Origin of the sequence: Allomuricauda sp. NFXS6, from assembly GCF_040148835.1 — a bacterium.
Lineage (GTDB): Bacteria > Bacteroidota > Bacteroidia > Flavobacteriales > Flavobacteriaceae > Flagellimonas.
The window spans coordinates 37,267-57,790 of record NZ_JAGEMG010000008.1 but is presented as its reverse complement, the minus strand read 5'-3'; the positions used below and the strand labels follow the sequence as shown (position 1 = coordinate 57,790).

Annotated in this window: 21 protein-coding genes; 12 read left to right on the top strand and 9 right to left on the bottom strand. The window is 41.1% G+C overall.

The genetic code is table 11. The features are described from left to right. Positions 1 to 50: 50 nt before the first annotated feature. Both J4E06_RS12615 and J4E06_RS12610 read left to right on the top strand, forming a co-directional pair. Positions 51 to 470, top strand: coding sequence for a DUF2141 domain-containing protein (locus J4E06_RS12615; protein WP_349524293.1), 420 nt, complete (start codon positions 51 to 53; stop codon positions 468 to 470). A 145-nt stretch (positions 471 to 615) separates the two neighbouring features. Further along, positions 616 to 1,557 (top strand): LysR substrate-binding domain-containing protein, encoded by a 942-nt coding sequence (locus J4E06_RS12610; RefSeq protein ID WP_349524291.1) that lies wholly within the window; start codon positions 616 to 618, stop codon positions 1,555 to 1,557. Positions 1,558 to 1,699: 142 nt separating this feature from the next. Here the strand turns inward: J4E06_RS12610 and J4E06_RS12605 are convergent, their stop codons facing one another. Then, positions 1,700 to 1,897 carry a hypothetical protein gene (locus tag J4E06_RS12605; protein ID WP_127137733.1) on the bottom strand — a complete coding sequence of 66 codons (198 nt, stop codon included), beginning with the start codon at positions 1,895 to 1,897 and terminating at the stop codon, positions 1,700 to 1,702. A 120-nt stretch (positions 1,898 to 2,017) separates the two neighbouring features. Here J4E06_RS12605 and J4E06_RS12600 point away from each other — a divergent pair, with 120 nt between their 5' ends. Continuing rightward, positions 2,018 to 3,301 (top strand): D-alanyl-D-alanine carboxypeptidase, encoded by a 1,284-nt coding sequence (locus J4E06_RS12600; RefSeq protein ID WP_349524290.1) that lies wholly within the window; start codon positions 2,018 to 2,020, stop codon positions 3,299 to 3,301. Here the strand turns inward: J4E06_RS12600 and nudK are convergent. Then, positions 3,295 to 3,882 carry a GDP-mannose pyrophosphatase NudK gene (gene nudK / locus J4E06_RS12595; RefSeq protein ID WP_349524288.1) on the bottom strand — a complete coding sequence of 196 codons (588 nt, stop codon included), beginning with the start codon at positions 3,880 to 3,882 and terminating at the stop codon, positions 3,295 to 3,297. The genes J4E06_RS12600 and nudK overlap by 7 nt on opposite strands. A 301-nt stretch (positions 3,883 to 4,183) precedes the next feature. On the opposite strand from nudK, the gene J4E06_RS12590 reads away from it, so the two are divergent. After that, a complete protein-coding gene (locus J4E06_RS12590; RefSeq protein ID WP_349524287.1) occupies positions 4,184 to 5,740 on the top strand; it encodes a M81 family metallopeptidase in 1,557 nt (518 codons plus the stop codon). Here the strand turns inward: J4E06_RS12590 and J4E06_RS12585 are convergent. The 4 genes from J4E06_RS12585 to J4E06_RS12570 form a co-directional block, all read right to left on the bottom strand. Continuing rightward, complete coding sequence (locus tag J4E06_RS12585; RefSeq protein WP_349524455.1) at positions 5,737 to 6,390, bottom strand: DUF2461 domain-containing protein; 654 nt, start codon at positions 6,388 to 6,390, stop codon at positions 5,737 to 5,739. The genes J4E06_RS12590 and J4E06_RS12585 overlap by 4 nt on opposite strands. Positions 6,391 to 6,638: 248 nt before the next feature. Then, the gene (locus J4E06_RS12580; protein ID WP_349524286.1) at positions 6,639 to 7,439 is read right to left on the bottom strand and encodes a TIGR00266 family protein; all 801 of its coding nucleotides are present in this window, start codon (positions 7,437 to 7,439) and stop codon (positions 6,639 to 6,641) included. A gap of 52 nt (positions 7,440 to 7,491) precedes the next feature. Next, positions 7,492 to 7,992, bottom strand: a complete 501-nt coding sequence (locus tag J4E06_RS12575) for a hypothetical protein (protein WP_349524285.1) — start codon at positions 7,990 to 7,992, stop codon at positions 7,492 to 7,494. A gap of 55 nt (positions 7,993 to 8,047) precedes the next feature. After that, on the bottom strand, positions 8,048 to 8,503 hold the full coding sequence (locus J4E06_RS12570) for a DUF4442 domain-containing protein (protein WP_062787329.1): 456 nt from the start codon (positions 8,501 to 8,503) through the stop codon (positions 8,048 to 8,050). Positions 8,504 to 8,671: 168 nt separating this feature from the next. On the opposite strand from J4E06_RS12570, the gene J4E06_RS12565 reads away from it, so the two are divergent. The 8 genes from J4E06_RS12565 to J4E06_RS12530 all read left to right on the top strand — a co-directional run bounded on the left by J4E06_RS12565 (position 8,672) and on the right by J4E06_RS12530 (position 16,639). Then, positions 8,672 to 9,154: a DUF4870 domain-containing protein gene (locus tag J4E06_RS12565; protein WP_349524284.1), complete on the top strand. Its 483-nt coding sequence runs from the start codon at positions 8,672 to 8,674 to the stop codon at positions 9,152 to 9,154. Between the two features lie 214 nt (positions 9,155 to 9,368). Continuing rightward, complete coding sequence (locus J4E06_RS12560; RefSeq protein WP_014031488.1) at positions 9,369 to 9,698, top strand: PadR family transcriptional regulator; 330 nt, start codon at positions 9,369 to 9,371, stop codon at positions 9,696 to 9,698. 9 nt (positions 9,699 to 9,707) lie between these two features. Beyond that, positions 9,708 to 11,441, top strand: a complete 1,734-nt coding sequence (locus J4E06_RS12555) for a PspC domain-containing protein (protein ID WP_349524283.1) — start codon at positions 9,708 to 9,710, stop codon at positions 11,439 to 11,441. Between the two features lie 127 nt (positions 11,442 to 11,568). After that, positions 11,569 to 12,291, top strand: a complete 723-nt coding sequence (locus tag J4E06_RS12550) for a head GIN domain-containing protein (protein WP_349524282.1) — start codon at positions 11,569 to 11,571, stop codon at positions 12,289 to 12,291. A gap of 391 nt (positions 12,292 to 12,682) precedes the next feature. Further along, positions 12,683 to 13,693: a dipeptide epimerase gene (locus J4E06_RS12545; protein ID WP_349524281.1), complete on the top strand. Its 1,011-nt coding sequence runs from the start codon at positions 12,683 to 12,685 to the stop codon at positions 13,691 to 13,693. After that, positions 13,693 to 14,739 (top strand): pyridoxal phosphate-dependent aminotransferase family protein, encoded by a 1,047-nt coding sequence (locus J4E06_RS12540; protein WP_349524280.1) that lies wholly within the window; start codon positions 13,693 to 13,695, stop codon positions 14,737 to 14,739. Before J4E06_RS12545 ends, J4E06_RS12540 begins: the two co-directional genes overlap by 1 nt. A 66-nt stretch (positions 14,740 to 14,805) precedes the next feature. After that, a complete protein-coding gene (locus tag J4E06_RS12535) occupies positions 14,806 to 16,008 on the top strand; it encodes a C40 family peptidase (RefSeq protein WP_349524279.1) in 1,203 nt (400 codons plus the stop codon). Between the two features lie 187 nt (positions 16,009 to 16,195). Further along, entirely contained in the window at positions 16,196 to 16,639 is a 444-nt protein-coding gene (locus J4E06_RS12530) for a hypothetical protein (RefSeq protein ID WP_349524278.1), read from the top strand. Between the two features lie 169 nt (positions 16,640 to 16,808). Here the strand turns inward: J4E06_RS12530 and trxB are convergent, their stop codons facing one another. From trxB to J4E06_RS12515, 3 genes are all read right to left on the bottom strand, one after another. Continuing rightward, positions 16,809 to 17,777 carry a thioredoxin-disulfide reductase gene (gene trxB / locus J4E06_RS12525; protein ID WP_349524277.1) on the bottom strand — a complete coding sequence of 323 codons (969 nt, stop codon included), beginning with the start codon at positions 17,775 to 17,777 and terminating at the stop codon, positions 16,809 to 16,811. 548 nt (positions 17,778 to 18,325) lie between these two features. Continuing rightward, the gene (rimK, locus tag J4E06_RS12520; protein ID WP_349524276.1) at positions 18,326 to 19,696 is read right to left on the bottom strand and encodes a 30S ribosomal protein S6--L-glutamate ligase; all 1,371 of its coding nucleotides are present in this window, start codon (positions 19,694 to 19,696) and stop codon (positions 18,326 to 18,328) included. Positions 19,697 to 19,709: 13 nt separating this feature from the next. Beyond that, positions 19,710 to 20,495 (bottom strand): RMD1 family protein, encoded by a 786-nt coding sequence (locus J4E06_RS12515; protein WP_349524275.1) that lies wholly within the window; start codon positions 20,493 to 20,495, stop codon positions 19,710 to 19,712. Positions 20,496 to 20,524: the final 29 nt, after the last annotated feature.

Sequence of the window (20,524 nt, the reverse complement as noted above, 5' to 3'; positions counted from 1 at the left end):
GACGGTACTTCATGAATTTTGGGGCATACAAAACATCAAAAACAATCATTATGAAAACTGTTACACTAGCTTTAAGTTTCTTCCTTGTAAGTATCATTGCCATGGCGCAACAAAAAACAGGCATCGAAATTACGATCACCATTGAAAATGTAACCAGTGATGAAGGTAAGGTACTCGCCAGCCTGCACACTGAAGAGACCTTTATGAAAGGTCAAGGTGTCCAAAACCAGCAAAGTTCCATTAAGGACGGTAAAGTGATCTTGACATTCTCGGATGTGGCTCCTGGTGACTACGCCATTATGGCTATGCACGACGTCAATGAGAACAATCGTATGGATTATGAATCCAACGGAATGCCCAAAGAAGGCTACGGTATGTCCGGAAACGACATGAGCATGGGTCCACCTACTTTTAACGGTGCCAAGTTTACTGTAGGTGAAGAGGATTTGGAAATGAACATCCGGTTCTAACCAAAAATCAATCATCAATCAATCAATGAAAAGCCCGCCTATTGCGGGCTTTTTACTTGGCGAGACTTTTGGGATCAAGATTCCATCCTTTCTATAGATTAACCTGATGGTTTTTTATACTTTTATGCCCTAAACTTATAATTGAATGACGATTACCCAGCTTCAATATGTGTTGGCCGTAGCGGAACACAAGAACTTTACTTTGGCCGCCGAGAAAAGTTTTGTCACCCAACCCACCTTGAGCATGCAAGTGCAAAAGTTAGAGGACGAACTCGATGTCCTTATTTTTGACCGGAGCAAAAAACCGATAACCATTACCGAGGTCGGTCAAAAAATTGTGGCCCAAGCAAAAAATATTGTTGCCGAAGCAGAGCGGATAAAGGATGTTGTGGATCAAGACAAGGGTTTTGTTGGGGGGGATTACACCCTTGGAATCATACCAACGGTGATGCCCACCCTGTTGCCCATGTTCTTAAGCGCCTTTATAAAAAAATATCCCAAGGTAAACCTTATTATAAAGGAACAATCCACCCAAACTATGATCAAAAATATTATGGACGGTCATTTGGATGCTGGTATTGCGGCCACGCCATTGGAGATTGAGTTTATAAAAGAAAGACCTTTGTATTACGAACCTTTTGTGGGTTATGTTCCCAAAAACCATCGATTGGCATCACAGGATGAGTTAAAGATGGAAGACCTGGATGTGAACGATATTCTATTATTACAAGATGGGCATTGTTTTCGCGAAGGCGTCATTAACCTATGCAAGGCTTCCAAAAATCGACACGGAGACCATTTTAAAATAGAGAGCGGAAGTTTTGAAACCTTGGTAAGCTTGGCCGATGAAGGTCTTGGAATGACACTGTTACCTTACTTGAACACGTTGGATCTTGGAGAGCATAGAAAGTTGAACCTAAAAGCTTTTCAAAATCCGACCCCAGCGCGTGAAATAAGTCTGATATACCACAAAAGTGAGCTTAAAATACAGATAACCGATGCCTTAAGGGAGGTTGTCTCCAGTATTGTTCGTGGTGCAATCGCTTTTCAAGACGTAAAAATTATAAGCCCTTTGTCCAAAAATTAAAAGAGGGTGTCTAAAATGCCTGATTTCGTCAACCTGAACTTGATTCAGGTTCTCATAATGATTTGTTTACAATATGATGGGATTCTGAAATAAATTCAGAATGACGTGTCCCAATATTTTTTATACACCCTCTCGTTAGTGTTTAAACTTTTAATAATAACAGTGTCGGTTGTAATTCTGGTTTGTCCACAATATAAAATTGTAACCAGATTTTCAGTTCCTCCACCTCGTTGGGCAATAATCTAGAAATTGCTTTCTGAAGTTCCCGAGTAAAGAGTTTAGCATCAAAACTCACCTTTTGAAGGATGGTTTTGGTGTAATCTAACATAGCTCTAGGCATATCAATTTGATTAAATTGGATAAATCGGTTGTGTTCTAAATTACTAAAAAAGAGGCTTAAAAAAGCTAACTTCCAGTTAAAAATTAAATATCTTGGTGTTAAAATCGACCAACGGCACATATGCACAAAACGTACGGAACCCAAATCAAACCATTGATTTTCAGCGCTTACACCCTTGTTTTTATATTGATGGGATGTGGTTCCATCAAAAAAACAATCAAGTCACAGATCAGCAGTCAAAATTTGCAGAATTCTTTTCACGGCTTATTCATAATCGATGCACAATCCGGAAAAGAAATCTATAACCACAATGGCGATAAGTATTTTACGCCTGCCAGCAATACAAAGATCGTAACCTTCTATGCGGGACTAAAATTACTCCCTAAAAACATTCCAACACTAAAATATATAGTGGTGAATGACACCGTATTTACCGAAGGTTTGGGCGACCCAACATGGCTGCATCCTTATTTTAAGGACAGTACCGCAGTTAATTGGTTGAAGCATCAAGAAACTATAGCATTGTACAACGGTAATCATAATGAATCGCGATATGGGCCAGGTTGGGCATGGGAAGATTATGATGCTTATTTTTCACCTGAAAAATCCACATTACCCCTTTACGGAAATGTAGTCACGATTTCCAATAATAATGGTCTGGAAGTTTCTCCTAAAACTTTCTTAGATAAAACAATGGTAAAGGATACCACCACAAAACGCGATGAGTTCCAAAACCAATTTTACATCTCCTCAACCGAGAAGGACACTTTGGAAGTTCCTTTTTTGACCAGTGATAGTTTGACCAATCAATTATTGGAATCAGTTATTGGGAAAAAAGTCATCTTGACCTCATATTTTCCCAAGGGTGAAAAACAGACTTTGTACGGGATAGAGACCGACTCCATTTATAAGCGAATGCTTTTTGAAAGTGATAATTTTTTGGCCGAACAATTATTGATGGCGGCCTCGGGCACTATTTCCGATACCCTGAGCACAAAAAATACCATTGATTTTATGCTGGAGCATCATTTGGATGATTTGAAACACCAACCTCGTTGGGTAGATGGTTCAGGGCTTTCCCGCTATAATTTGTTTACCCCACGTTCATTTGTGCAGATCCTTCAAAAATTACACAGGGAAACCCTTGGAGAACGTCTGTTCGGTATTTTTCCAATGTGGGGACCCGATAGCACCGTTGAGCAATGGGAAGACCCCTCCACGGAACCCTTCCTTTTTGCCAAATCGGGCTCCGTGGGCAACAATTATAACTTAAGCGGGTATGTGAAGACCAAATCGGGAAAATTGCTCATTTTCAGCTTTATGAACAATCATTTTAGGGTACCATCTTCGGAAATAAGAAACATCATGTATACTACCTTAAAACACCTTCACCAAAACTACTGATCAAAAATTTGCTGAACTTGGGCGTATTGCAGCAACATAATGGTCTTGGCATCTTTGATTTCACCAGTCTTCATCATTTCTAGAGCTTTTTCAAAATCCAGCTCCAAAACAGCAATGTTCTCTGTTTCATCTGCTGCACCGCCGCCTTCGCTGATCTTCATGTCATCTTCGTATGCTCCAATAAAAAAATAAAGGATTTCAGTAACCGAACCCGGAGACATATAGGCTTCAAAGAGCTTTTTCACTTTGTCAATTTTATAGCCTGTCTCCTCCTCTACCTCCATTTTAATGGTCGCTTCGGCATTTCCTTTTTCCAAAAGACCAGCACATACCTCGATCATCATCCCATCCTCGTTGCCATTTACATAAGTGGGCATTCGAAACTGCTTTGTGAGCACCACCTTTCTTTTATCCACATTATAAAGAAGTATGGCCGCGCCATTGCCACGGTCGTATGCTTCTCGGGCTTGCTGTTCCCAAACACCATCGTCCCGTAAATATTCAAAAGTTATTTTTTCAAGGGTATACCAATTGTCCGAAAGCTGCTCTCGCTGTATGTTTCTGATTCTGTCGCTAGCCAAAATGAATACGTTTTTTTAATATAATTTAGAAGTGCTTGATCCAAGAAATTGCCAATTCAAGTGAAATTTTGTAAAAATTTTATATCGAGAATACGATTCTTAAAAATTCTGTTCTCGATACTTATTTTCTACACTTTGTTGCGAAAATAAACTCGAACCGACGAAATTTTCATTCAAAATGCACAACAGGTTAAATATAACGGTTATCCATTTATCATTAGGAATTACCATGGTCACTTTTGACACCATCCTAATAATGTCGATATTTATACTTTGATGAAAACCGACCAAACCCGATACTATGCGTAACCCATTACTTTTATTGTTCTTTTTTGCCATTCTGATAAGTTGTGAAAACAACACCGAAAAAAAGCTCCCAAGAATTGCAATTGCTGGCTTGGGGATAGAGTCGAGTACGTTTTCGCCCGCCCTGACACATGAAGAAGCATTCCATCCTAAAATTGGAGATTCCATATTTAGCCGTTACCCCTTTATGGAGGCAGATTCTTCTTTGAGGCAACGGGCCGAATGGGTTCCCACTTTGGTAGGAAAATCGTTGCCAGGAGGAACCGTTACCAGAGAAGCTTATGAATCCTTGGTCGGTAAAACATTAAAAATGTTGCAAGAAAATTTACCTTACGATGGACTCTTCTTTGATATTCACGGTGCCATGAGCGTGGTGGGATTGGATGATCCTGAGGGTGATCTTATCAAAAGAATCCGTGAGGTGGTAGGAACCGATGTTTTAATCTCCACCTCCATGGATTTACACGGAAATGTTTCCAAACGATTGGCACAGCATTCCGATTTGATCACTTGTTACCGTATGGCGCCACACGAGGATGCCATCGAATCCAAAAAGCGTGCTGTAGAGAATCTGGTAGCACGATTGGAAAACGGAAAAGGTAAACCCAAATACAAAGCTTGGGTTCCCGTACCGATTTTATTGCCTGGCGAAAAAACAAGCACCCGAGTAGAACCAGGAAAAAGTCTATATGCCCAAGTGCCCGAAGTAGAGCAAAAAGAAGGTGTTATCGATGCAGCTATCTGGATCGGGTACGCTTGGGCAGACGAGCCTCGAAACCATGCTGTGGTCATGGTAACTGGTAATGATGAAAAACAAGTGAGAGAAGGAGCGGAAAAGCTGGCCAATAGTTTTTGGGATGTCCGAGAGAAATTTGAATTCGTGGCTCCTACAAAATCCTACGAAGAAGCCTTGGGCCTTGCCCTTGCCAGCGACAAAAAACCATTTATGTTGAGCGATATGGGCGATAATCCAACCGCTGGTGGCGCTGGGGATGTTACTTGGACCTTGACGGAACTTTTGAAACGTGAAGAGTTCCACAAACCGGATGGTAAATCGTTGATTTATGCCTCCATCCCGGGCCCTGAATTGGTGGAAGAAGCCGTAAAAGTGGGTGTCGGTGGTAACGTCAGTGCGGCCGTTGGCGCCGAAATCGATGACAGATATGCACCGCCGCTACTATTGACAGGGCAAGTTACCGCCATAAAACATGGTGACGTTCATGCAGAGACCGAGGTTGTGGTAAAAGTGGACAATGCCCATATAATTGTAACCAAAAAGAGGAAACCGTATCATAGAAAATCTGACTTTACCAACTTGGGACTTACACCCAGCGAAACGGATATCATCGTAGTGAAAATTGGCTATTTGGTACCCGAACTGTACAATATGCGCGGGGACTGGATCATGGCCTTGACTCCAGGCGGCGTAGATCAAAATTTGGAGCGGTTGGGCCATAAAAGAATCATTAGGCCAATGTTTCCGTATGATAAGGATATGGAACGTCCCGACCTATCCGCACGTTTGATCAAGGCTTCAGATGAACTGGATTAAACAGTTACAGCTTGGTTTAAATATTGACGAAAGGGAAGCATTTCTTTGTAAACGGCAACGATTTTTTCCTTAAAATCATCGCCGAGAACATCTGCTCTGGTCAATTGATATTCCACAGCGAATGTTTTGTTGCGCAATAATTCGATATGCGGGTGGTCGTTGGAAAACCCTTTGGGCGAAGACACTAATTTTTCATCCTCGTACAGTCCACCAAACATTTTTTTGAAGGATGGTTTGTCCAAAATCTTTTGCAACTCTTCACCATTATAATCGATGGCATCGCGTATACTTCGAAGGGTTTTGGAATCGGGTCGCCAGCGACCGCCTGCCAACAAGCAATGTTTTAAACCAATTTCGATATAAAAATCGGCCGAATTGGGCGCTTTGTCCAACCCTGCCCCAAAATGGTCTTTGTATATAGGCTTGTTCGGGTGGAACATCAAATTATTATTGATTCGATTGATACCTTTTTTGCCGGGAGTTGGATAATAATCATCATGGAGTTGGGCCATGGTCATGTCCAAATCATCCAACCAAACGATAAAGTCGTTGCGAAGGGATTTGTACCATTTGCGATTGGCATCCATCCATTCCTTGTTGTTGTTTTGTTGCAATTCTTCCAGAAAGTGGAACAAGTCATTAAAATTCATATCCACAAAAGAACTAATTTTTTTCTTTAATGTTAGAATTTCAGTTTTCTGTCATTCTGAGTGAGCAAAGCGAATGAAGAATCTTCAAGCTTCCAATCTAAAATATTTAATAATCTACAATCAACTTAATGAGATGCTGAAACAAGTTCAGCATAACGATGGAGATTCTTCATCCCGATAACTATCGGGACGTTCAGAATGACATTCTGCCACAATTCATTTGACTCCTGACTCCTGACTCCTAAAAATTAAAACCTATTATCCCCATCCAACAAATCGCCGATACCACCCAAGATGCTTCCTTCACCTTTATCTTTTCCGCCGCCACGAGGTGCAGCGGCCCACACACGACTGGCCAATCTACTGAACGGCAAGGATTGAATGTAAACGGTTCCAGGACCACGAAGGGTTGCGAAGAAGAGTCCTTCCCCTCCAAAAACCTTGTTTCGAATACCTCCTATAAATTCGATATTATAATCCACGGTTTGGGAAAAACCGACAATACAACCGGTATCCACCCGTAAGGTTTCACCAGCTGCCAATGTTTTCTTGGCCATGGTTCCACCGGCATGCACAAAGGCCATTCCATCGCCTTCCAATTTTTGCATGATAAACCCTTCACCACCAAAAAATCCACGTCCCAAACGTTTAGAGAACTCAATTCCCACGGAAACGCCTTTGGCGGCACATAGGAATGCATCTTTTTGACAGATGAACTTCCCTCCTTTTTCAGATAAGTCGATAGGGACAATTTTACCGGGATAAGGCGAAGCAAAGCTTACCTGCTTTTTTCCTTGCCCCACATTCAAGAAGGCGGTCATAAAAAGGCTCTCGCCTGTGAGCAATCGCTTACCTGCGGAGAATACCTTGCCCAAGACGCTGGTGTCCTGGTTGGAACCGTCTCCAAAGATGGTGTCCATTTTAATATCTTGATCCATCATCATAAAAGTGCCTGCTTCGGCAACAACGGCCTCTTGTGGATCCAATTCTATTTCCACATATTGCATTTCTTCGCCGTAAATGTGATAGTCTATTTCGTGTGCGTTCATTATTTGATTGTTTTCTGATTTCTGTTTATAGGTAGAAAAAACTGATAGTTTGTTACAATTGAATTTGTTGTTGAGCTATTTTACGAAACTCTTCAGGCCTTTGGGTTCCAATTAAGCACTTAGAACCGTTTTTAAAACATATGGCAACTCCTCTATTTCCTTTTACATTGTAAACAGTACCATATGATGTGGTTAATCGAATACCAAACCCCACAAAACCATATTTTACTGGATTTATGGATTCAATATCCTTCCAGTAAATGGTTCTTCGATAAAAAGCAAGATGTTTAATTCTTATTTTCTCTTCATCCATTTGAGTGGTAAGTCCTCCAAACCTAAAAAAAAGAAATATCAATACAACCTCTATTAGGATTATCCAAAAACCATTAGGAAGAATTATTGAAAAAGAAGTGTTTCCCGAATTGGAGATGTCTTCAGCAGCTTGACTAAAGTCAAAATCGAAAAACACAATAATAATCGGTAGGCCAATGATCAAGTATAACCACCATTGGGTAAACTGTTGCTTTTCTTTAAAAATAACTTTGTCAGACATAAGTAACTATTGTTTACCTAAAATCATTTTTTTTACCGTTCACCTCTAACAACAATTACCCCTTCACCTTCACCGTCCACTCAAAATGAAAAGTGGATACCTCCACCCCATCTTGATTGACCCCTACGGATTTCATCCAGCATGTTTGTCCTTCGCCCGTTTCTACGGTTTTTTGAATGGCATCGGCTATCAGTTCGCCATCCTCACAGGTAAAATTGATGCGCCCCGTAGCTTTTTTGGTGAAAGTGGCTTTGTTATTAGCAACAAGCATGGATACTTTTTTACCGCTTTTCTGGATTTCGTTCATCACCAATGCACCCGTACTTAGTTCGGCAGCCATCCCCTGAACGGCCCAAAACATGGATTTAAACGGGTTTTGGTTTATCCATTTATGCTTTACCGTGGTAATTGCTTTCTTCTCATCAATATCCTTGAGCCGTACTCCGCACCACCACGCCGAGGGGAGTTTCATAAATGTGAACATATTGATTTTACTGGGTGTCAATGCCATAACTTAGGTTTGTTTGGCTTAAAAATAGGCAAAAAGATGATACCTAGAATTGTTAATTTTATGTTAAATTATAGTACTTTGTTTTGCATAGTACTGTCTTTTGGATATATATTTGCATCGTAAGCTAATAGGTTAACCCCTTTACAATCAAAAAACATCAATCAGAAAATGGCAACTACAATCACCAAACACGAACGAAATTTATCTGCGATCATACACGCATCCATGTTCTCGAAGTACTTTATTCCTTTTGGAAACTTTATACTTCCACTGATTCTATGGACTGCTAACAAAAAAGAGCATGCGTTTGTCGATTACAACGGCAAACAGGCTCTTAATTTTCAAATTAGTATGTTGCTTTACTCCATCGTGGCAGGTTTGGTCACCATCCCATTCTTTATTGGATTTTGGCCAGACTTGTTCGATTGGAACTTTTTCGGGTTCCACGGGTTGAGCGACTTCAACAACCTAAATTTTCATATCGACAGTGACGATTTCAGGTTGGGACGACTGATTTGGCCCGTGGGCATATCAGGCTTTTTACAAGTGGCTTTGGCCGCAGTGAACATTGTATTCACCATTTTGGCCACAATACGAACCAACGAGGGAGAATATTTCAAATATCCATTCACCATTAAATTCATCAAGTAATCTATATAGGAGTCTAATCACCTCCGCAACAATCATCATCAATCAAAGTAAAACGGAGTTTAACCATCAATCAAAAAACGAAAAAATCATCAAATCATCAATCAAAAAACCGTTTCCACTCCCCTGCCCAATTCAGGGGAATGGGGTGGAAATGTTACCAAACAAAGTTTGGTAGAACAAAAACGAACAGTTAATTTAATAGAACCATGAAATTATGAACATAGAAAACACAAAAGCACAGATGCGCAAGGGGGTTCTAGAGTATTGCATCCTGTCCATCCTAAAGGATGACGACAAGTATGCCTCGGAAATTCTGGGAGCCTTAAAGGACGCAAAGATGTTAGTAGTGGAAGGTACCATATATCCTTTGCTCACAAGGCTAAAGAATGCCGGATTGCTCAACTACCGTTGGGAAGAATCCACATCGGGACCACCCCGCAAATATTACGCCCTTACAGAAACAGGCCAGTTGTTCCTAAACGAACTCAATGGTACCTGGGATGAACTAAGAAATGCAGTCAATCTGGTAACCAACACAAAATAGAATCAAAAAATGAACAAGACAGTAAATATAAATTTAGCAAATACGCTCTTCCACATAGACGATGATGCGTATAACAAGCTGAGACGGTATCTGGAGTCCATAAGACGATCATTTTCAGGTACCAAGGGAAGCGACGAGATCATTGCCGATATCGAGGCAAGGATTGCCGAACTCTTTTTGGAGAAAATGGAAAACGAGCGACAGGTAATCACCCATAAAGAGGTGGACCAAGTAATCGAAGTAATGGGGCAACCCGAAGATTACATGGTGGACGAAGATATTTTTGAGGACGAACCCAAAAGATCTTACGCGGAACCTGCTGGCAGAGCGAAAAAACTCTACAGGGACATAGACCACAAATATATCGGTGGTGTTTGTGCCGGACTGGAGCATTATTTGGGCATTGATTCCCTATGGATAAGGCTCATATTTATCCTTTTGGCCATTTTCACCAGTGGTTTTGGTCTAATCGCATATATCCTGCTTTGGATTTTGGTGCCCGAAGCCGCCACTACCTCGCAAAAATTGGATATGCGGGGGGAGCCCGTCAACATCAGCAATATAGAACGCAAAGTTAAAGAGGGGTTTGATGATGTTGCCGAAAAAGTAAAAAGTGTTGACTACGATAAAGTAGGCGACAAGGTCAAAAGCAGCTCCAAGACCTTTTTTGATACCATAGGGGACATTATTCTGTTCCTTTTTAAAGTGTTCGGTAAGTTCATAGGCATCCTATTGATCATCATCGGCGCTTCTACCTTGGTAGGACTGTTCTTCGGTCTTTTCACTGTAGGCATGTTCGATGCGGTTCATGTTCCGGGTATCGATTTTTATGAGATCGTAAATACCTCCGGGGCACCGGTATGGCTAGTGTCCATCTTATTGTTTTTTGCCGTGGGGATACCGTTCTTCTTCCTCCTTTATTTAGGATTGAAGATTTTGGTGAACAACCTAAAATCCATCGGTAACATTGCCAAATTCTCCCTTTTGGGACTTTGGTTGATCTCCGTAGGACTGTTGATTGTCTTTGGAATTCGTCAAGCCGCAGAATTCTCTTATACGGGAAGCGTGAACGACAGGTCCGAGTTGGTCCTGGGTGTTCCATCCGACACTTTGATCATTACAATGAAGGATATGGATATGGATTACAGTAGGGATGATATTCATTTTGGAAGAATGACCTTTGGTTATGACGAAAATGACAACCGTATTTTGATGTCCGATGAAGTCGATATCAAAATCAGAAAGTCAGATGACGATGCCATGAGCATTAACATAAGAAAGGATGCCGATGGAAGCTCTACTCCAGCAGCACGTGACCGGGCCAGAAACATTGAATATAGGTATGTAGTTAATGGCAATGAAATAGTGTTGGACAAATATTTGACCACGGCAACATCGAACAAAGCCAGAAACCAAGAGGTAACCGTTACCATTTATGTTCCAGAATCCATGACGGTATATTTTGACGATTCCACGAGCAGATATATTGGTCGTGGCATCGATAACGACCAAGGGTTTTACAGGAGTGGCATGGCAGGTCAACACTGGTTGATGGATGACAATGGTGAGTTGCAATGTTTGGATTGCCCTGAAGATGACAACGAAGATTCCGATGGCAATGGCAAAATCATCATCAATGAAGATGGTATTGATATCGACATCAAGGACAATCAGGATTCCTTTGAACTGAAAATCAACGAAGACGGGGTAAAAGTTAAAGCCAAGGAAAAAAGTAACAATTGAGTCCCTTAATTCGTCAATTCAGTAGATCACTATTTAAAATACACGCCTAAAAGCAGACATTTACACTGATTAATTTCAGTAGATAACAAATCATTTATCAAAATCAATCAATAATAAAACAACAATCATGACAACACTAGCAAGATTAGCAATCGCCGCACTCCTATCCCTCTTTGCATCCTCATGCATGATGGATATGAATTTCGGCAATGGAAAAACAGGTAATGGCGAAATCGTAGAGGAAAGCCGCGATGTAAAAGAGGATTTTGACATCGTTTCCGCTTCCGAGGGCATCGATGTATTCGTAACCCAAGGCTCCGATTTTAATATTTCTGTAGAAGCAGATGAGAACATCATTGACCTTATCGGAACCGATATTAAAGATGGAAGACTAAAAATCCACGCCATAGAGAACATTGGAAGGGCCACAAAAAATGTCTATGTGACCTTACCTAAGGTTACAGCATTGGAAAGTTCCAGTGGTGCCGACCTTATCGCCCAAAATGTGATAAAATCAGAAAACATTGAACTGGACTCCAGTAGTGGTGCCGACCTACATGTAGAAGTAGTGGCGGGAGAAGTATCGGCCGATGCCAGCAGTGGAGCAGACATCAAGGTTTCAGGTCAGGCAGATGTGCTTTATGCCGATGCAAGCAGTGGTTCGGACATTAAGGCACAAGACCTGATAGTAAAAAGATGTAATGCCGATGCCAGCAGTGGTGCCGACATCTCCGTAAATGTTTCGGAATCTTTGGTGGCCGACGCCAGCAGTGGAGCGGATATCAGATATACTGGTGAGGCAAGTGTGGAGACCAAAAAATCAGTTTCGGGCAGCGTACGTAAGTATTAATCCTGATTATCCGTTTAATGTCATAATGGGTGTTTTTGGCGTCATGTTGAACTTGTTTCAACATCTCATCTTGCTAAATATGAGCATCTTTATGTGACCCATTACAGACATCCAATATTGATCCAATTCCCTTTACATATGCAAAGGCCTACTGATTTTTCAGTGGGCTTTTGTTTTTAGAGCATATTTAAAAAGGATTGATTGTAGCGAAAATTAGGCATTTTGTGACCAGTTGAAGACTTTTTTAAGTTGCATAGCAGGGCTACGGAAGGATAAAAAGGTAAAAAATGGATGCAAAAGGGCAATTTTTAGCCAATTGAATTCTTTTTAAACACGCTCCAATATGTTTAGCCGAAGCCCTATCTTAGCATTACACAATACCTAACAAACTATGCAGATAGCGCTCAAGAAATATACGCTTCAACTAGCACACACTTTTACCATTTCAAGGGAATCCCGAGACGAGCAAGACACCTTGGTTGTTTGCCTTTCGCTGGATGGTAAAACCGGATATGGCGAAGCCACCTCCAACCCTTATTATAAAATTACCATCGAAGGAATGATGGCAGAAATAGAAGCCGTAAGGAACCAAATTGAAGCATATGACTTCGATACTCCTGAAAATTTTTATGAGCATTTAGAGTCATTGAACCTACACAAATTCACGCTTTGCGCTTTGGATTTGGCCGCAAACGACCTGTATGGCAAACTACAGGGCAAACCCCTCTACGAAATTTGGGGGACATCTGCTGAAAAGTATCCGATGACCAACTATACCATAGGTATAGATACCATCGAGAAAATGGTGGCCAAACTACAAGAAAAACCTTGGCCGCTATACAAAATCAAGTTGGGAACCCCCGATGATGTCGCCATTGTTCGTGAATTGCGCAAACATACGGACAGCATTTTCCGTATTGATGCGAACACCGCTTGGACTGCCGAGGAAACCATCAAAAATGCACCTTTGTTAAAGGAGCTTGGGGTAGAATTCTTGGAACAGCCGCTAAAAGCTGATGATTGGGAAGGTATGGCCTTGGTCAAAGAACAATCCGTGCTTCCTGTTATTGCTGATGAAAGCTGTATTGTGGAAAGCGACGTGGAACAATGTGGCCCCTATTTTCACGGCATCAATATTAAATTGACCAAATGCGGAGGGCTGACTCCAGCTAGGCGCATGATCAAAAGAGGTAGGGAATTAGGACTACAGCTAATGGTCGGCTGTATGACAGAATCCACCGTGGGAATATCTGCCATTGCGCAATTGTTGCCCCAATTGGATTATGTGGATATGGATGGTGCCATGCTTTTAAAAGGAGATATCGCAACTGGTGTTGAGATTTTGGAAAATGGCAAGGTCATTTTTCCGAAGTTGCCAGGCAGTGGAATAGCATTGCTCTAATGGCGCATTCTGTTCAACGCATACCGGACAGGGAAATCGTGATTGATGGAAAACCAAACTTATATTTTGGTGGAACCGCCTATTTGGGACTACAAAACCACACCCCTTTCAAAGAATTGTACTTGAATAATGTTACCAAGTATGGAATGCATTATGGTGCCTCCCGAAACTCGAATATTGCTTTGGATATCTATAGGGCAACGGAACGACATTTGGCCAACTGGGCAGGAAGCGAAAGCTGCTTGACGATGTCCAGTGGTTATTTGGCCGCCCAACTAGTGGTCCACCATCTACTGGAAAAAGGACATTCCGTCATTGCGGCGCCCCACGCCCACACCGCTCTTCTCATCAATGGCGTGAAAACTGCATCGGATATGGATGAATTGGTTCAATTTATATCCGAAGAAATAGCAAGGAATCAACAAATCCCCGTGATTCTTTTTGACACCATTGATTTTTCTGGCCAACAGTTCCCAAACTTTGAAGGACTCCGTCAGCTTCCTTTGAACAAGGTGATCTTGGTCGGTGATGATTCGCACGGCATTGGCATTGTGGGTGACAATGGAAATGGTTGTTATAGTATGCTCAAGGCCTTACAATCAGCTAAACTTTTGGTCTGCTGCTCCTTGGGCAAAGCTTTGGGCATACAGGCAGGAGCTGTTTTTGGGGACCATGAAGACATTAAGCTATTGGAAAGCACATCGTTTTATGGTGGTGCCAGTCCCGCATCACCCGCATTTATGGCAACACTCTTGGAGGCCAAAGATTTGTTTTCTGAACGCTTGGAAACACTCAAAAACAACTATCGACTATTTAAGTCCCAACTGAAAAACCCATCATTTTTTGATCATATAGATGGTCACCCCACCTTTGAGTTTCAGAATGATGAAGTCGCATCTGCCTTGAATAAGGACGGGTTCGTTTTTACTAATTTCAATTACCCTGATGAAAACGGCCCTAGGGTTAGCCGTCTTGTATTGAGCGCCTATCATAAAAAGGAAGATATTCAAAAATTGGTTGCTATTGTAAATACGCTAACAGATTGATGAACATATCTTATTTATTGGTTATTTTACATGTATCGACTTAGGTAAAACCCATAAAATAACTTCATGAAATTTCCATCCCTCCGTATAAACGGACTTCACCTCGTTTTATTGATTGCCCTTATTTTATCTGCATGTAACACAGAAAAAAGCAGTGAAGCGGATACGGTAGATGATATTATAGCTTCCATTAAAGAAAAGTATGCTCCGGATAAACGTATTGCGCTTTTTGATGTTGAATCAGAAAAAAATACTGCGGGATACATCATTAAAGGAAAAACCAATTTGCCTGAAGCATTGAACGCTCTGGAAATGGAACTGGAGTCGCAACAAATAACCTATACCGATAGTATTGAGGTATTGCCCGCTACTGATTTGGAAGGTGAAATTTACGGGGTGATCACCAATTCCGTGGCGAATATAAGGTCCCAGCCGTCACATTCCTCGGAATTGGTAACGCAGGCCACTTTGGGTATGCCGCTCAATGTATACCAAAAAGATGATAATTGGTATCAAATCCAAACGCCCGATAAATATCTGGGCTGGGTAGACAGTGGGGGTGTCGAATTGATGGACAAAACAGCGTTTGATGCGTGGCAATCCTCGGAAAAGTTGATCTACACTAAAATCTATGGAAACTCGTACACAGATTCAGACATATCATCGCAGGTGGTATCCGACCTTGTGGCGGGCAGTATCTTAAGTAAAGTTTCAGAAGAAAGTTCCTTTTACCGAGTAACCTATCCTGATGGCAGGGAAGGGTTCGTCCTGAAATCGGAAGCCGCACTGTTCCAAAACTGGAAATCTTCACTGGATTTCTCCAGGGAATCGTTGGTACAGACCTCCAAATCAATGCTTGGCGTTCCGTATTTATGGGGAGGAACCTCTATTAAAGGGGTGGATTGCAGCGGTTTTACCAAGACCGTGTATTTTATGAACGGCATGATTATTCCCCGTGATGCTTCACAACAAATCAACGAGGGAATTTTAATCGATGACTCCAAACAGTTTGACAAGCTTATCCCTGGTGATCTGCTCTTCTTTGGAAGTAAAGCCACGGACTCAAGTCGGGAACGAGTGGTCCATGTAGGAATGTGGATCGGCAACAATGAGTTTATTCACTCTTCAGGAAAAGTGCGGATTAGTAGCATGGAAAAACAGGCGGATAATTTTGATGAATATAATTACAACCGCTACCTACGTACCAAACGCATTTTGAACGAAACCGATGAGGGATTGATTTACTTAACTAAAAGCGACGTTTTTTAAGTTCCTCCGAACAAAAGAGTGATGAAGGATGGATTGATGCTCCGACCCACTTAAAACATGTATTATCATTTTATCAAAAATCTATATATAAAAATACATACATATCATTTTTGAAGCCTAAAAATTTAAAATTGTTAATATTTATTCTTATCTTTTAAATATTCTAACAATATAAAAGTAGGGCATTATGAAAAAATCAGTTTTACTTTTCTCTCTCGTTTTTATTTTTTTGACTGCGGGAAGCTTTAAGGAATACGACACGAAAAACCCAACCATTGAAGGCACATGGGAACTTCAAAGTTTTTACAACTATGACGGAGAAAACGTTATAGATACTATTAAAAAATCGGATGGATACAGACAAGTTAAAATGTACTCCAAAAAAAAGATTATGTGGACACGATATGTACCGGATGAACCCAATGGTAGGTTTGGGTACGGTTCTTACAGGGTAACCGACAACTCTTTAACAGAGGTTATTGAATATGGTGACGATGATATGATGAAAGCGTTGGATACCATGCGAAACTTTACGTTTGAGCTAATTCTAAAAGAGGACACCTTCAGTCAAATTACAGTTGACGCAGATGGAAATAGAACATTTTCCGAAAATTACAAACGGATTGATTAATCAAATCACAAAAAAGAGGGTGTCTAAAAAGGCGATTTTCGTCAACCTGAACTTGATTCAGGTTCTCATAATGATTTGTTTATCAGTATAATGAGATTCTGAAATAAATTCAGAATGACGTGTTTCAATACTTTTTAAACACCCTCTTTTGTTTTCGGTATCAATGTATTTATGATGCTAGCATTTCTTTGCTCTCTACGGCCGCAAGGTAACGTTCTGCATCCAATGCTGCCATACAACCTGTTCCGGCAGCGGTTACGGCTTGTCTGTAAATTTTATCCTGTGCATCCCCACTGGCAAAAACGCCGGGCTTGTTTGTTTTTGTAGATTTAGGCTGGGTTATAATGTAACCTGTTTCATCCATATCCAGCTGTCCTTTAAAAATATCCGTATTGGGCTTGTGTCCAATGGCTATAAACAGACCTGTTACGGGTATTTCCTCCTTTTCGCCGGTTTCATTGTTCACCACGCGCACTCCTTCCACGACTTGGTCACCCAAAACTTCGTCCACTTCGGTGTTATATCGAATTTCAATATTGTCCAAACTATTAACCCTATGTTGCATGGCCTTAGATGCACGCATATAATCTTTACGTACCAACATAGTAACTTTTGTGCAGATGTTCGCTAGATACGATGCCTCTTCCGCAGCAGTGTCCCCTGCTCCAACAATGGCCACTTCTTGACCTTTATAGAAAAATCCATCGCAAACGGCACAGGCAGATACACCACCGCCTCGTAAACGTTGTTCGCTAGGTATATTCAAATATTTGGCCGATGCACCTGTGGAGATGATAATGGTTTCCGCTTCCAATTGGGTAGATTCATCCACGGTAATTTTATGGATTCCTCCGACCTCATCACTAAGTTCTACAGCCGTAACCATCCCTATTCGGACTTCGGTACCAAACCTTTCGGCCTGTTGCTGCAACTGCATCATCATGGCCGGCCCGTCAATTCCATCCGGATAACCGGGAAAGTTGTCCACTTCGGTAGTTGTGGTCAACTGTCCACCAGGTTCCATCCCTGTATATAAAACTGGTTTTAAATCTGCCCTAGAAGCATAAATGGCTGCCGTATATCCAGCAGGCCCTGATCCAATAATCAATGTTTTGATTCTTTCCACTTGTTCTGACATAAATCTTCTTCCTGAAATGTTACTTTACAAAAGTAGGTTTTTTGTTCAAAAACTTACACCTAAGGCATTTCCGGTTTTCTTAAAAGATGTGAACAATTGTGAATGATTTGGTTCTTTGGTAGTGTTTTGAACATCTACCAAATAAAAAGGAGCCGTGAAAACGGCTCCTTTCCGAAAAAGTAGGTCAAATTTATGGGAACATAATTTGATCTTAGAAAACCGTTACAACCAAGGGGCTCAACCTCAAAAACCCCTTGGAGCAACGTAAACCTTAGTTATAATAAGACGTCAGGAAAAGAACACTAAGTACCCTATAATCACCCCAATCTTATTTAAGGTTTTTAACTTAAGCTCTAAAGCTTTTTGTTAACTGAGACAAACATACTATTGTATTTTTAATTGGAAAGGGTACAATTAACCAATGGGGCTTCTCCGTTAACGGATGCCCATTTTCAATTTATATTTGTGTTTTTAGAGCCTTGTGTAGGAAAATATATCTGAAAATAGATAATTTATTGAATTTCAAATAATTGAATAAAATTATCGAGCTATTGCTTATATTTTAATTTTTTCTCAATGGTCTCGATCATCACATTGGCAATATCCTTACCTGTGGTATTTTCTATTCCTTGAAGTCCTGGTGAAGAGTTTACTTCCAACAATAGTGGTCCTTTGTTGGAGCGGATAAGGTCAACTCCTGCCACATCCAAATTGAACACTTTTGCAGATTTGATAGCCAGTTTTCGTTCCTCTGGGGTTATCTTAACTTTTGCCGCAGCTCCTCCCTGGTGAATGTTTGCTCTAAATTCACCTTTCTGGGCCGTACGTTGCATGGAAGCAACTACCTTTCCGTTTACCACAAAACAACGGATATCGTGTCCATTGGCTTCCTTTATGAACTCTTGCACCAAAATGTTGGTCTGGACACTTTTAAATGCATTGATTACACTCTCGGCAGCTTTATTGGTTTCTGCCAGTACAACACCTTTGCCTTGGGTACTCTCCAGTAATTTAATGATCAATGGGGCACCACTGACCATTCGGATAAGGTCCTTGGTATCCATTGGGGATTTGGCAAAACCTGTAGTGGGAATATGAATATCGTTTTTGGAGAACAACTGCGAAGCAAATAGCTTATCCCTAGACCTACCTATGGAATCGGCAGAGTTTAAACAATAGACACCCAAGGTATCAAACTGTCGTAAGAGCGCACAACCATAAAAAGTTACGGCTGGTTTAATTCTCGGAATTACGGCATCGAACTTATCCAAAATGTTTCCGCCTCGGTACCTGATTTCCGGGGTCGAGGCATCCAATTTCATATAAACGTGCTCGACGTTCAGAAAAACCACTTTATGGCCACGCATCTCGCCTGCCTCAATGATTCTTTTGTTACTGTACAAATTTGGATTACTTGCCAAAAGCCCTAAGCGGAGTCCCTTTTTTTCCGTTGTAAAGGGCTTGTATTTATTTTGCAACTCTTCCTCGGTGATATCTCCCTGTATAAAACTTTGGGATGGATCTACCAAGTACCTTCCGTTGATAGCCTCGCGACCCAAAAGCATACGGTACTCCATGGTATCCCTATTGGCCAAGGTCAATTCAATTTCAAAAGCATCGCCATCAATATTTACGGTAGTCTTAATAACAGGTCGTTCTTCGGCAATACCTTGCGAACTTTTAACGCTACGCACATCGACCAACTTGGCCTCACACAGTATGGAAATACTTCTATTGTCTTGAACGGGGCTTACCTCGAACCGTACCCATTCTTCCAATCCCTTATTAAAGATTTTAATCTTACTGGCTTGGATGGATGACGTTTTAGCTCCGGAATCCACCCTTGCCTTTATGGCTGGAATTCTTAAATCATTAAACTGGCACCATTCTTCGCTGCCCAATATTTTAAAATCGCTCAAAACTAATATGTATTTAATTGATTAATCGCATAATAAACAGATCCACGACCTCGACCAAAATCAAAATAATAATGATCCACTCCAGCCTACTGCTTTCCCTATGGTCCATAATATTCATGAACAGACTGAGATTTTCCTTGATTACAATTCCCTGCTCCTTTATATTACGGTATCGCTCCTTCAAATCAAAGATTTGTTTTAAACCTTTGTCCAATCGGTCGAGTTCCTGATCTTCCCATACCGCTTCGTGGGAATCAAAAATATAGAGGCTTTCAGAAATTTGATTGTTTATGTTCAACACCTTGGCAATATGCCTCTTCAACTTCTTTCCGCTCAGGTCCAATTTTCCATTTCGTTCCAGATAGGTGGTGTGCTGTCGGGTTTCTTTCATTGCCTGTTCCGAGAGTCCTGCAAAATGATCTAGGGCCACGGATTGTGACAAATGCAACAATGCCAAGCGTATACCTTCCACATTGGACTTTGGCAATATCACTTTTTCTTGGACTATCATTGCCTTTTCTTGATCGGACACCAATTCCATTTCCATCGTCTCTGTAATGTCCGATTCCCTCCATTCCTCACAAAACGGTTTAATTTCCATCAAAAGTTGTGAAACTTCTGCTTGGTTATACCCAAAATAGGAAACCACTCCATATCTGAAGACATAAAGGTAACGTGATGCATCGGAATAAAAAAGTTCATCCCTGTCCCCAAATACCAGTTCTTTGTTCAAAGCGGTCCTGCAAGCAGGAATATTGATACTCGCTGCCAGGTGCAGAGCCATTGCTTTTGGTGCCATATTAATCTATCAAACTGTTGTATGCGTTG

Excerpts from the sequence above, each read along its gene's own strand:
- J4E06_RS12610 (WP_349524291.1), top strand. The coding sequence starts at position 616 with ATGACGATTACCCAGCTTCAATATGTGTTGGCCGTAGCGGAACACAAG.
- J4E06_RS12530 (WP_349524278.1), top strand. The coding sequence starts at position 16,196 with ATGAAAAAATCAGTTTTACTTTTCTCTCTCGTTTTTATTTTTTTGACT.
- J4E06_RS12540 (WP_349524280.1), top strand. The coding sequence starts at position 13,693 with ATGGCGCATTCTGTTCAACGCATACCGGACAGGGAAATCGTGATTGAT.
- J4E06_RS12545 (WP_349524281.1), top strand. The coding sequence starts at position 12,683 with ATGCAGATAGCGCTCAAGAAATATACGCTTCAACTAGCACACACTTTT.
- J4E06_RS12615 (WP_349524293.1), top strand. The coding sequence starts at position 51 with ATGAAAACTGTTACACTAGCTTTAAGTTTCTTCCTTGTAAGTATCATT.
- J4E06_RS12580 (WP_349524286.1), bottom strand. The coding sequence starts at position 7,439 with ATGAACGCACACGAAATAGACTATCACATTTACGGCGAAGAAATGCAA.
- J4E06_RS12550 (WP_349524282.1), top strand. The coding sequence starts at position 11,569 with ATGACAACACTAGCAAGATTAGCAATCGCCGCACTCCTATCCCTCTTT.
- J4E06_RS12575 (WP_349524285.1), bottom strand. The coding sequence starts at position 7,992 with ATGTCTGACAAAGTTATTTTTAAAGAAAAGCAACAGTTTACCCAATGG.
- J4E06_RS12570 (WP_062787329.1), bottom strand. The coding sequence starts at position 8,503 with ATGGCATTGACACCCAGTAAAATCAATATGTTCACATTTATGAAACTC.
- J4E06_RS12585 (WP_349524455.1), bottom strand. The coding sequence starts at position 6,390 with ATGAATTTTAATGACTTGTTCCACTTTCTGGAAGAATTGCAACAAAAC.
- J4E06_RS12605 (WP_127137733.1), bottom strand. The coding sequence starts at position 1,897 with ATGCCTAGAGCTATGTTAGATTACACCAAAACCATCCTTCAAAAGGTG.
- J4E06_RS12565 (WP_349524284.1), top strand. The coding sequence starts at position 8,672 with ATGGCAACTACAATCACCAAACACGAACGAAATTTATCTGCGATCATA.
- trxB (WP_349524277.1), bottom strand. The coding sequence starts at position 17,777 with ATGTCAGAACAAGTGGAAAGAATCAAAACATTGATTATTGGATCAGGG.
- J4E06_RS12560 (WP_014031488.1), top strand. The coding sequence starts at position 9,369 with ATGAACATAGAAAACACAAAAGCACAGATGCGCAAGGGGGTTCTAGAG.
- J4E06_RS12535 (WP_349524279.1), top strand. The coding sequence starts at position 14,806 with ATGAAATTTCCATCCCTCCGTATAAACGGACTTCACCTCGTTTTATTG.
- J4E06_RS12555 (WP_349524283.1), top strand. The coding sequence starts at position 9,708 with ATGAACAAGACAGTAAATATAAATTTAGCAAATACGCTCTTCCACATA.
- J4E06_RS12515 (WP_349524275.1), bottom strand. The coding sequence starts at position 20,495 with ATGGCACCAAAAGCAATGGCTCTGCACCTGGCAGCGAGTATCAATATT.
- J4E06_RS12600 (WP_349524290.1), top strand. The coding sequence starts at position 2,018 with ATGCACAAAACGTACGGAACCCAAATCAAACCATTGATTTTCAGCGCT.
- J4E06_RS12590 (WP_349524287.1), top strand. The coding sequence starts at position 4,184 with ATGCGTAACCCATTACTTTTATTGTTCTTTTTTGCCATTCTGATAAGT.